Consider the following 12,027-nt stretch of genomic DNA (forward strand, 5'->3'; position numbering starts at 1 on the left):
GAGGAGAGTCGCGATGGATTTAAGCAATGTAGGTAATCTGGACAGCACTATTTTGCTAGGTATCGTCAACGAAAAGCTACGTTTAGAGTGCGACAGTTTTGACGAGTTAGTATCAGTGTATGAGATGGATGTAGAGTCTGTAGTCGGCAAGCTTGATATGCTCGGTTATCAGTACGATCCATTGACTAACCAATTTAAAGCATATCAACGCTAAGCCTTTCATAATCCAAATCTTTTAAGCCACCTTGATTCCGTCAAGGTGGCTTTTACATTGTAGCCTCGCGGTTGCGAAAAAAGCTTGTAAGTAACGCTTTTCTTTCTCTGAGTGACGCGTTGCAGCAAACAAGCGACGCCATAAGCCTTGGCCGAAAGGTTTACTGGTAATAAGACCTTGGCGAGAAAATTCAGAAATCGCCCAATTGGGTAGTGCCGCCACCCCTAATCCAGCAGAGACCATCTGAACTAACATGAGAGTGTTGTCGGCTTGCTTCCATTTCGCAGGTTCTATTCCTGCTGGCTGAAGAAAGTGTTTTACGACGTCTAGCCTTTGTTTTTGAACCGGATAAGAGAGCATGGTTTGATCTGCGAGATCTTGCGGCTCAATAATTTCTTTTTCCGCCAATGGGTGGTTGGTTGCGGTAATTAAACGCATTTCAAAGTCGAATAGAGGCTCGTAGTGGACTTCGGATCGAGGTTGGATATCGGAAGTAATAACGAGATCGAGTTCGCCTGCCAATAGAGCTGGGAGTGGTTCAAAGCCAAAACCAGAGGAAAAGTCCAATGTTACGCTAGGCCAAGCAAGTTGGTACTCCCTAAGTGCAGGCATTAGCCATTGGAAGCAAGAGTGACATTCAATGGCCATATGTAATCGGCCATTGACGTCTTCTTTCAAGCTCGCTAAATCATTTTCTGCTCTTGCGAGTTTCGGAAGGATATCTTCTGCAAGACGCAATAGGATTTCTCCCTCTGAAGTGAACTTCACCGGACGAGTCTTTCTCAGGAACAGTTGCCCTCCAATTCGCGCCTCCAAATCTTTGATCTGATGAGACAGTGCCGACTGAGTGAGATGTAAAGCGGTCGCTGTTGCCGTTAGAGAGCCAGTGTCTCGAAGCGAAGTGAGTGTCCGCAAATGTTTTAGCTCTATCATGAATTCCTTTCATCCTTTGTTGCTCGCTATGAACAGAATAGCAATCGTGTAAATAACTTAACGACAAAAAATGGATATGTAAACGTCTAGACGTCTATTTGTTGTGTTTATTTGCGAATCATGTCGCCTCATGATGAATTTTTTTAATAAACAAGTTGAATAAATGGACGTTGTTCAAACCGCAGATGAGAGCGATAGTTTAGCCATCCAGACATCTTATTCTTTACCGAAAGATGCTCTGATCCAAACAAATTGAACAAAATTGAGAAAGGAATAGGGACATGGCTACAACAACGCACGTACTAGGTTATCCACGCATCGGTGAAAAACGAGAATTAAAATTCGTTCAGGAAAAATACTGGCGCGGAGAAATTGATCAAGCAGAGCTTAAAAAGGTTGGAGCAGATCTGCGCGCTAAAAACTGGCAAACGCAAACAGATGCTGGCTTGAGTTTTACCACCGCTGGCGATTTTGCTTGGTACGATCATGTACTGACGACCACGTTGTTACTGGGTCACGTGCCAAAACGTCACGCAGACGGTTTCCCTGATTTGGATACGCTATTCAAAGTGGGTCGCGGTCAATCTCAAGCGGGTTGCTGCTGTGCGGGCGCTGCAGCATCGGATATGACTAAATGGTTCAACACAAACTACCACTACATCGTACCTGAATTTAGCAAGGACGATACATTTGAAGTGAGTTGGCCTCAACTGTTTGAAGAAGTCAACGAAGCAACCCAAGCTGGGCATAAAGTGAAGCCAGTTTTGCTTGGTCCAGTCAGTTATCTTTACTTAGGTAAAGAGGTAGAAGAAGGGTTCGATCGCCTGACGCTACTGCCACGATTGCTTACGGCTTACCAAGCTATTTTGGCAAAGCTCGCAAGTCAAGGTGTTGAGTGGGTTCAGATTGATGAGCCAATTTTGTCACTGGAGCTAGAAAGCAAATGGGCTGATGCGTTCAAGCTAGCGTACCAAGTGATTCGAAGCGATGTAAAAGTGCTGCTAACGACGTACTTTGACTCTATAAGCGATACGCTAGACAAAATTGTAAAGCTACCAGTGGATGGTTTACATATCGATTTATCTGCCGCGCCTCAGCAGCTTGACGACGTGGTTGCCAAACTACCGGAGGGGTGGGTGCTGTCTGCTGGCGTGGTCAACGGTCGTAACGTGTGGCGCTCGGATTTGAGTGCGCAACTTGAACGTCTACAGCCAGTAAAAGAAAAACTGGGCGACAACCTTTGGGTTGCGAGCTCATGCTCTTTGCTACATAGCCCGGTTGATCTGGAACAGGAAACAGAACTCAGTGAGGAAGTGAAAAGCTGGTTTGCGTTCGCAAAACAAAAAGTAACAGAAGTCGCCTTGCTTGGCCGCGCACTCGATGGTGATCAAGATGCGATTCTCGCTTGTGATACCTACAGCCAGCCAATCAAAGCACGTAAAACGGCAACGCATGTGAATAAGCCACAAGTTCAAGCACGTTTAAACAGTATTACTGCGTCACTTGCCGAGCGCAGCGCACCTTACGCGGAGCGTGCTGCGCATCAAGCTGAAGTATTGGGCTTGCCTCTGTTGCCAACCACGACAATCGGTTCTTTCCCTCAAACGGGTGAAATTCGTGTTCAGCGCAGTGCTTATCGTACAGGTCAATTATCTGAGTCTGAATATATCCAAGCACTTAAAGGACATATTGCTGACGCAGTAAAACGTCAAGAGGCGCTCGACCTAGATGTGCTAGTTCATGGTGAAGCAGAGCGTAACGACATGGTGGAATACTTCGCTGAGAACTTGGCGGGTTTTCAAACGACCAAATTTGGTTGGGTACAGAGTTATGGTTCTCGCTGTGTGAAACCTGCCATTGTAGTTGCTGACATTGAACGTGAAAAACCGATCACAGTTGAATGGTCGACGTACGCACAATCGCTAACCAGCAAACAGATGAAAGGCATGTTGACTGGACCAGTAACGATTTTATGTTGGACGTTCCCACGTGAAGACATCACACGTCAAGAAATTGCGCAGCAACTTGCTTTGGCACTACGTGATGAGGTGTCTGACCTGCAAGATGCAGGCATCAATATCATTCAAATTGACGAGCCAGCCATTCGAGAAGGTTTACCACTCAAAAAACGCGATCACAAAGCGTACTTAGAATGGGCCGTAAATGCGTTTAAGGTCTCTGCGGCAAGTGCAAAACCAGAAACTCAGATTCACACTCATATGTGTTACAGCGAGTTCAATGAAATCATTGATTCGGTTGCGGCACTCGATGCGGACGTCATTACCATTGAAACATCTCGCTCAAATATGGAGCTGCTGAAAGCATTTGAAGAGTTCAATTACCCGAACGAAATTGGCCCTGGTGTTTATGACATTCACTCACCAAACATTCCTACGGAAGAATGGATTGAAGGTTTAATCAAGAAAGCGGCAGAAAAAATTCCGGCTCAACGTTTGTGGGTAAACCCAGATTGTGGTCTGAAAACACGAAACTGGAAGGAGACAGAAGCCGCATTGGCAAATCTGGTTTCAGCGGCGAAGAAGCTCCGTGCTGAGCTGGCGTAACACATCGTTACAGCAAATAAAAACGGAGACTGTGGTCTCCGTTTTTCTATTCTTAATTGTTAACTTTCGTTTTCAGATTATCCAATAATAGCGAATCATCGTCTCATGCCGAAAGCAACAAAAATTACTGTAGCTACTTCACCTGAGTACAAGTCTGTGCGGAAACCAACTCATCTGCCATCAACTGACCGCGAGAATTACGTACCTTAATACGATACATCAAGCCCATATCAATTTGCTTGCGAACTTCTGGGTTGCTGCAGTAGGTATAGATACTGGTATTCAGTACTTGATTTAACGGCTTTGCACCGAGTGCGCCATCGTTATAAATCATCATCATCTCTACAACATTTTTGTTGGATGAGACACGCATTATTTGCAGTGGACCGTACTCTAAAGGGAGGCCCGCAGACAAGACTCCTGCTCGGTTTGATGCCATAAGCTCAAGTTGGCGCTGCTTATCATCGGTTGATGAGCAGCCAGCCAGAGCACCAAATACCAAGAAAAGACACAGTAATTTTTTCATAAATTAAAACACTTTTTTGAACGGTTTCACGATTACATGATCGTAAACACCAGCCGCTACGTAAGGATCGGCTTCTGCCCACGCTTTAGCATCCTCTAGAGAGGCGAATTCAGCGATGACAGTTGAGCCCGTAAATCCAGCTTCACCAGGATTGTCAGAATCTATCGCAGGCATCGGACCAGCTGTAAGAAGGCGACCTTCGTCTTGTAGCTTTTGTAAGCGCTCCAAGTGTTGTGGGCGAACGCTCATGCGTTTTTCCAACGAGTTCTCAACGTCCTGTGAAAAGATGACATACCACATAGCATAGTTCCTTAATTGGTAGGGTAAAGTGTTAATTTAACGCCTTTTTTGTGTCTCTCACAAGTGAACAACAGAAAATGTGAGATCCTTTCTAACTGTTAGCGTTGTAGGTTGACTAATTCTGAACCGGACGTGGTTTACCTTCACTGTCAATGGCTACGTAGTTGAAGGTCGCATCACAAACCATGAAGCGTTCGCCAACACCGTGAGCTTTGACGGGTTTGACCCATACTTCCAAATCGACACTCATGGATGTGCGGCCGATCTTAGTGCATTCGCCGTAGCAGCATACGACATCGCCCACACCAACAGGTTTTTTGAACGTAATGCTTGATACCGAAACGGTGACAACGCGACCACAAGAGATCTCTTTTGCCAGAATCGCGCCCGCTAAGTCGAGCTGAGACATTATCCAACCGCCAAAAATATCGCCATTGGCGTTTGTATCTGCAGGCATTGCAAGGGTACGAAGCAGCATTTGACCTTTCGGAGAGCTAATTTCTTGACTCATTGTGACATCCTAAATCTTAAAGGCGCTCAAACTAAGCGCCAACATAGTAAATACCTAGAACCAAAGGCCCTTAAAAAACCGCAGATACCGGACCAGAGAAAGTTGGTTTACAGCAGCAAGAATGGTCTGAAAACGGTACGTTGTTTGAGCGGTTTACTGATACATGGAGCAAAACAGCGACCCTAAGGTCGCTGTGAAGTCGCGGATTATAGCAAAACTGAGTTTTTAATCATCAGTGGACACATCGGATGAGTTATTTTTTTGTTCTTTTGGCATGTGTTTATAAATGTAAAAGCCAGTCGCAATCATGTAGGCAAATGTCGCGATCAACATTCCAAATACTTTGAAGTTAACCCAAACATCCAACGGCAATTCGTAAGCAATATAAATGTTTAGGCCAGCGAAGAATGAGAAGAAGCCAACCCAAGCCCAGTTAATCTTTGCCCAAACAGCGTCAGGTAACGTAATTTCCTTGCCTAGCATACCTTTGATGGCTGATTTTCCCAATGCGTGGCTCACTGCTAAGCCAATCGCCAGAATCGCGTAAATGATGGTGACTTTCCACTTTATAAAATTGTCGTCGTGGAAGAAAAGGGTCATGCCGCCGAAGATAGTGACGATAACAAATGTTATTAGCTGTATCTTTTCGACTTTCTTATACAGCGCATAGGTGACGACAAGTTGAATGGCTGTTGCTACGATCAGTGCACCTGTCGCCACGTAGATGTCGTACAGCTTGTATAAAGCGAAGAAAACGATGAGTGGTATAAAGTCTAGGATCTGCTTCATGATGGCAAAATCTACCTAATTATTGAATTGAAGACAGTCTAACGGAATCTGACAAGATGTGAATACTGAGGAAGTTAAGGTAAGAATAGTAACGCTTAGTATATCGTACAGCCCGCAAGCTTCTTCCACGTCGAAACAGCAAATGGAAGGAATAAAAATTGCCGCGTGAAGCGGCAATAGAGTTGAGAGTTTTAAACCTTAAGCCACACGTTGATATTGGGAAATAAGCGTTTTTACATCTTCTAAATAGCCTTCCCGCAGTAAGTTATCGACCGTTGCTTCTAGCTCTTCGAGGGACATCGTGAAGCAAGTGGATTTACCAGTCATCAGGGTCAGATATTGATGATACTCTTCTTCTGTATAGTGGCCTAAGCGATCAAGTAACAGTGTTTTGATTCCATGATGAATCAAGCCGTAGTATGTATGTCGATGAAGTAACATGGCGATCTCCTTATCAAGCTCATACGCTACTCATTTGCAGCCTGCTTGACCTTCTGGATAATTCGATTTACTCCAATAATGCACATCTAGTGCCAATTCTATATTTGCAAATTAAAAAGTGCTGGAAGGTGCAAAATTCTCGTTCTGTAACCATCTTTGGATGACGACTTGAAGTGCATTTAACGTGGTGGGCTTTTCGAGCCTGTCATCCATGAGTGTCGAAATTAGCTCCAACTCTCTAGCTCCAGACTCACCAGATAAGGCAATGATTGGAACGGAGGATGTGATTTGCTTAATCCGCTGGCTGGCGTCAAATCCATTCATTACCGGCATTTGGACATCCATAAGAACGAGATCAATCTTGTGAGAGTGGAATAGTTCTACCGCAGAGGCTCCATTATTTGCTTGTAAGCTGTTGACTCCCAATCTTTTTAAATACATCTGTACCAAGGTGCGTTGCACCTCTTTGTCATCTACAATGAGCACTGTTGGTGCATCTTTACATACTTGTACGTGTTGAGCTGAATGATTTTCAGAATGTGATGCAGTTGCTTTCCAGCTATCAAAGTCCGGTGCTCTTAATGTCTCTGGTTTTGGTGCGTTTGGTACGACTGGGAAATACAAGTAGAATTCTGTGAACTCGTTCAATTCAGACTGGCACTCTATTCGTCCTCCGAAGGAGCGCATAACACGTTGGCAATAGCCCAAACCTAAGCCACTGCCTCCGCTTTTTTGATACGAGAAAAAGTCATCAAATATCTTGTGTAAGATACTGCTATCTATACCTGGCCCACTATCTCGGAAGATCAGAATGTTTTCGTAAGCCCCCGTCTGGGTACGAATCTCAATTTGACTGTCGGGATAAGAATCAAAATAGTAGATAGCGTTACGAATCAAATTGAAAATGACAAAGTTAAACAGGGTCTCATTTAACTTCGCGACAAAATCGTGTGCCTGTGGCAGGTTAATTCTCTCTATTATTTGATCGTTTTCAAAACCATAACGGCTTACTGCTTGGTCGATGGCTTTATGTATGGAAGTGAGAGCTAAAGGCTCATGCTCTGGTGAACTGTCGCTAACTTCTCGTAAAATAATATCGATAAGTTGTCTACCGCGTTGTATAGCGGCTTCACCTTTATCAATTTCTCTTTTTAGCGTATCCAGTGAGGCGTTTGACTCTATATGCTGTTTTAAAGCTTCAAATTGTAATTGTACTTGAGCGAGAGGGTTACGCATTTCATGTGCAATGGAGTTAGCCAGCGCACGGCTTTGGCGTACCTTTCTATCGGCTTCAATGGTGCTCTGGATGCGAACTAATAACGTTTGCAGAGCTGAGATTTCTTCATTAGAAAACAGCTTATTATCTATTTTATGTGAAGAAATTAGTAAGTGAGTAACAGACTTTCCACGACCGAAGAGAGGCATAACGAGCGCAGTATTGCTTGAGCGCATGCGCTCGTAGAGCTTTCTCATCGACCCTTTAGAAGAGGAGGCATAATCAATTTCTTCAGACAACTCATCTAGCACGAGAACTGACTTGCTTGACGGCAGGTACTCTTCGTAAAACGTTTCTGTGTAATTGCTAGTGACTAGCTGTAGCTTGTTGTTTGGTATGTTAAGTAACGATGCCAACTGACGCATAGCATCATCTATTGAGCGTTTAAACTCTTCCTCTAACCCAAGGATTTGCTGAACGGGAGTGTGTCGTTTCCCATAAATAAAATACGAAGCGAAACGACTGACTCGCTTAAAAAGCAAGTGCCAAGTGATACCGATAAGCGCACATAAAGGTACCGCAACAAGCCATTGGTTATCTTCAGAGATAGGAATAAATATCGCCCCTAGCGGCAGAACAAAAATGGCGCAGACTAAGAGCGCGCTTACCGTTAAGTACGTGAGATATTTAGCGCTGTAGAAGCGAGAGGTAAGTAGGGCATAGCCCACAAACAACATTTCGCTGATTGAAAGTGCTGGTGGTAACCAAGTTAGGGAGAAGTCGCCAAGGAAATACGTCATTCCAAGGTGTATCACTGCCGTAGATAACATGAATACCAAAATGCCAGCGATCATATAGTTGCTTTTTGCTAGCGTGAGCTTGCTGCTGTTAGCGCGCATGGCAATCAAGTTAAGCAGCGTTAGTACCACGAAAGCTAGCAAACTAATGAAAAAATATGAGGTATGTGGGCCAAATTCAATGACGAACTGGCTTGGACCACTAATGGTGACATTTTCGACAGTAAGATTCGGCACTAAGTTGATGTACAGTGAATACGTTGCTAGTGCGACAAAGACGACTTTTTGCCAGACTTTGACCGCTGTTTTTTTAACATCTGCGGTTAACTGGCAAGAAAAATAGAATGCAAACGCAAAGGCGAAAAAAGACGCTAAGTTCGCTAACTTAGCCATAAAAATGCCACCAACAGAGCCTAATTCTGGCAATAAATCGGTATGGAAATAGGCGTTACTGCTTATCCAAACAATGATACAGCTGGAATAAGCGATGTAAGGCGCGTGATGCGAGCCTAAGATTGATTCACTCTTCTGTTTTAGGCGATAGCAGTAATACAGTAGCCAAGCGAATACTATTAGTACAGTCGCGTACAATGCCATTGCTTTTGGGTAAAAGAGACCGTGCAAATGAACATCAAGCATGCTCATTCACCTTTTTATCCATTCTTTTTGTTCGTACGCAATGTTTGTAGTCGCGAAATTGTATGTCTTGAAATGCTTCAACCATCATACCTAAATTCCAGAAACCGCGGTATGTCTTGGTACCGTCACCGTTAATGTCGCGGTATCCTGAGTGAAAGTAGGCACTTAAATCAATAGATTGATAGAAATTTAACATAAATACTTGCTCAATAATGGTAAAGCCGAGCTTATAGCCTGCTTTATAGAGCTCGCTCATCATAGTTTTTTGCGCCAGATACAAAAAATACAGCTTTTGTTGGATGTTGCCTCCCACCGTAAGGCGCAGCACTTCGCAAACCGCTTCAGTGTTCTTTACATGAGATTGAAACTGAGCATCAAACCCAATAAGAGTGTGCTCATGAGTTAGAGCACGACACTCCAAAATACCCAGTTGATTGAGAACACTGTACCCATGATTAGGAAAGCAAAACTGCCATTGTTCGTTACTAAACTGTGGTGAGTAACTGAGCCAGTTATTTCGCTGATGCCAGCCTTGCACTAAAGCGGAGGAGACCATGATTGGTGAAGATGACGATTTGAGCAAGAGCGCAAAGTGCTGCCCTTTTTGCGAGAGTGATAAAAGAGGCAAGATTTCAAACCATTGTTCAGTTTGGACGAAAAGCTCAAGATTACTCAGTGTGATCGCTTTGGAAATCGGCATTAACGCTGCATGATTTGGCAGCATTACCTCAAGATCGCAATCTGCGATATCTTCAATTAACACGCTAGTATAGCTGTGGTCGTCAAACGGAAGCGGAGTAGGAATCGCAGCTTCGTTTGAAGGATATTTTTGCTTGATTGCTTCGATCTCGCATTGACACCAGAAAACCATCCAATGCGGGTAACAATCTGCGGCAAGTTGTTCAAGTAAACGAATCTCTTTGGAGAAACCTGTCGGATACTGTTGCACTAAATCTCGATAATCCATTAACTCAAATAGTGCAGAAAGACTTTTTGATGCGTGTTTAGGAAAGAGAGATTTAAGCAGTTTTATTCGATACAGAGCAACCTGTTGAAAAAGAGCATCTCGTTTTTGTTTCGTTAGGGTAAGAATAACTGAGTCAACCAGTGCCTGCTGCTTTGATTCGATCGGCAAATTTGTTTTGGTGAGATATTCCAAAGATTGCTCAAGACTCATGATATAACCTAGTTCTAACGTTTTGTTATATTTTGTAATGGTTTATATCATTTTGAAAAATTTATGCCATCGGTTTCTATTTGTATAGTTACGTAATGCAAGAAAAGACAAAAAAACCGCTCATTATGAGCGGTTTTTGGTCTATTCAAGAAAGGGTTAGGCTTCTTGCTTTTTTAGCTCAGCTTCTGCCGTTTCTTCTTCAATTAGCGCATCAACGATAACTGCACATGCAGCATCACCTGTGATGTTCAGTGCTGTACGAATCATATCGAAAATACGGTCAAGAGCGAATAGCAGCGGTAGACCTTCAATTGGAATGCCAGCGGCAAGAAGCACGGCAACCACTAGGAAAGAAGGGCCAGGAACACCCGCTTGACCAACAGCACCCAATGTAGACGTTACGATAATTGCAATGTAAGCGCCCATGCCTAGATCGATATTGAACAGTTGAGCAAAGAAGATAGCAACCAAGCCATAGTAAATCGCATTACCTGACATGTTGATCGTTGCGCCTAGAGGCAGAACAAATGATGCAGTTGAATTTTTTACGCCAAGCTCTTTTTCACAGGTGTCCATTGTGACAGGCAGTGTTGCCATAGAAGACGCTGTTGAAAGCGCAACTGCTTGCGGTTTCTTCATTGAAGACAGGAATTTCTTCGCAGATGTCTTCGTGAAAACATGCACCATTGCTGGGTAAACAACGAAACCGAAGATTAGGATGGCGGCAACGTAAACAACGAACAGTTTAAACACCACCATTAGCGCACCAAAACCAAACGTACCGACGGCTTCTGCCATCAGACCAAATACACCGATAGGTGCAATGATCATTACTTTGTTGATCATCCAAACCATTGCGTCAACGATGCAGTTAACACCATTGATGATTGGTTCACGACGCTCTTTTGCTTGCTTAGAAATCGCAATACCAAAGAACATACAGAAAACGAGGATCTGTAGGATGTTTGCTTCATTTAGTGATTGGAAAACGTTGGTTGGGATCATACCAGTGATGGTTGCCCAGAAAGTAGGTAGTTCACCTTTTGAAGCGTATTCTGCTGAGAACATGCCTTCAACGCCAGAGACGTCGATACCCATGCCTGGTTGGAATACTTCACCCATAAATAGTGCAAGCGCAACGGCTAGGGCGGATGTTAAACCAAAATAACCTAGAGTGACGATACCAACTTTACCTGCTGACTGGCTGTTCCCAAGACCAGCGGCGCCAGAAATCAAGGCTACAGCGACCAAAGGAATAACCAACATTTTGATTAAGTTGATAAAGATAGCACCTAAAGGAGCGAACACTGTCGCATCATGACCCATCATGGCACCAACGGCTGTGCCCACGATCATGGCGATTACGACTTGTACGCCAATGTTGTTTAGCAAACTCTTTTCTTTTAACACTTCCATAACCTCTGTGCTAATAAAATGTAAAATCCTAAAATTACCCACTAACCATAAATGGATTTACGGATAATTATCTCGCCTTGCTTTTTACACTTATCGTTTACAATTGGCAATATGCAGCAAGGTATTATTGATGGATTAATCGATATTTTATTGACGAACGATAAAGTTTTGTTCAATAGCAAACGTTTGCTATTGATTTTTCTTATAAGGGTTACGCTTGGGATTGTTCAAGTTTATTTTTCTTTATTTGTTTTCTTTTTGTTAATTTTAACCGCTTTTGTATTTGCTATTGCAGTCAGAGTTTTTAGTGACTTGGGGTGATATTTATAACAATTCATCTCTTTCAAGCTCACACTTTTATTAATTTGCCTTCTGAAATGTTAATTGCTTTACATTCTTAGTCCTGATTGCGTTGTAAACATAATGTTAAATGGTAATGACTGGTGAGAATCAAATGCTGACGATTCAGTGTTAAGGATAACTTGCTTAGTTAATGCTCCTGAG

11 protein-coding genes are annotated in these 12,027 nt (G+C 43.4%); 2 read left to right on the plus strand and 9 right to left on the minus strand.

The annotated features are described in order from the left end of the window. Nucleotides 1-13: 13 nt before the first annotated feature. Complete coding sequence (locus R7M72_RS03910; protein WP_005376762.1) at nucleotides 14-214, plus strand: DUF4250 domain-containing protein; 201 nt, start codon at nucleotides 14-16, stop codon at nucleotides 212-214. Nucleotides 215-235: 21 nt separating this feature from the next. Here R7M72_RS03910 and metR read toward each other — a convergent pair whose 3' ends face one another. Further along, on the minus strand, nucleotides 236-1,147 hold the full coding sequence (metR, locus tag R7M72_RS03915) for an HTH-type transcriptional regulator MetR (protein WP_005386724.1): 912 nt from the start codon (nucleotides 1,145-1,147) through the stop codon (nucleotides 236-238). A gap of 281 nt (nucleotides 1,148-1,428) precedes the next feature. On the opposite strand from metR, the gene metE reads away from it, so the two are divergent. Further along, a complete protein-coding gene (gene metE / locus R7M72_RS03920; RefSeq protein ID WP_171344313.1) occupies nucleotides 1,429-3,711 on the plus strand; it encodes a 5-methyltetrahydropteroyltriglutamate--homocysteine S-methyltransferase in 2,283 nt (760 codons plus the stop codon). A gap of 133 nt (nucleotides 3,712-3,844) precedes the next feature. On the opposite strand, the gene R7M72_RS03925 is transcribed toward metE, so the two are convergent. The 8 genes from R7M72_RS03925 to R7M72_RS03960 all read right to left on the minus strand — a co-directional run bounded on the left by R7M72_RS03925 (nucleotide 3,845) and on the right by R7M72_RS03960 (nucleotide 11,523). Next, complete coding sequence (locus tag R7M72_RS03925; RefSeq protein WP_005376765.1) at nucleotides 3,845-4,237, minus strand: GspS/AspS pilotin family protein; 393 nt, start codon at nucleotides 4,235-4,237, stop codon at nucleotides 3,845-3,847. Between the two features lie 3 nt (nucleotides 4,238-4,240). Continuing rightward, nucleotides 4,241-4,537, minus strand: a complete 297-nt coding sequence (locus tag R7M72_RS03930; protein WP_262591782.1) for a YciI family protein — start codon at nucleotides 4,535-4,537, stop codon at nucleotides 4,241-4,243. 115 nt (nucleotides 4,538-4,652) lie between these two features. Beyond that, complete coding sequence (gene yciA / locus R7M72_RS03935; RefSeq protein ID WP_005376768.1) at nucleotides 4,653-5,048, minus strand: acyl-CoA thioester hydrolase YciA; 396 nt, start codon at nucleotides 5,046-5,048, stop codon at nucleotides 4,653-4,655. 225 nt (nucleotides 5,049-5,273) lie between these two features. Then, nucleotides 5,274-5,837 carry a septation protein A gene (locus R7M72_RS03940; RefSeq protein WP_005386728.1) on the minus strand — a complete coding sequence of 188 codons (564 nt, stop codon included), beginning with the start codon at nucleotides 5,835-5,837 and terminating at the stop codon, nucleotides 5,274-5,276. Between the two features lie 198 nt (nucleotides 5,838-6,035). Further along, nucleotides 6,036-6,278, minus strand: coding sequence for a hypothetical protein (locus R7M72_RS03945; RefSeq protein WP_017634694.1), 243 nt, complete (start codon nucleotides 6,276-6,278; stop codon nucleotides 6,036-6,038). A 111-nt stretch (nucleotides 6,279-6,389) separates the two neighbouring features. Beyond that, nucleotides 6,390-8,930 carry a hybrid sensor histidine kinase/response regulator gene (locus R7M72_RS03950; RefSeq protein WP_054577047.1) on the minus strand — a complete coding sequence of 847 codons (2,541 nt, stop codon included), beginning with the start codon at nucleotides 8,928-8,930 and terminating at the stop codon, nucleotides 6,390-6,392. Continuing rightward, the gene (locus R7M72_RS03955; protein ID WP_042522825.1) at nucleotides 8,923-10,107 is read right to left on the minus strand and encodes an acyl-homoserine-lactone synthase; all 1,185 of its coding nucleotides are present in this window, start codon (nucleotides 10,105-10,107) and stop codon (nucleotides 8,923-8,925) included. Before R7M72_RS03955 ends, R7M72_RS03950 begins: the two co-directional genes overlap by 8 nt. Nucleotides 10,108-10,263: 156 nt before the next feature. Next, on the minus strand, nucleotides 10,264-11,523 hold the full coding sequence (locus R7M72_RS03960; protein ID WP_005376774.1) for a dicarboxylate/amino acid:cation symporter: 1,260 nt from the start codon (nucleotides 11,521-11,523) through the stop codon (nucleotides 10,264-10,266). Between the last annotated feature and the right edge of the window lie 504 nt (nucleotides 11,524-12,027).

Origin of the sequence: Vibrio sp. YT-18 (assembly GCF_033337345.1) — a bacterium.
Classification (GTDB): domain Bacteria; phylum Pseudomonadota; class Gammaproteobacteria; order Enterobacterales; family Vibrionaceae; genus Vibrio; species Vibrio alginolyticus.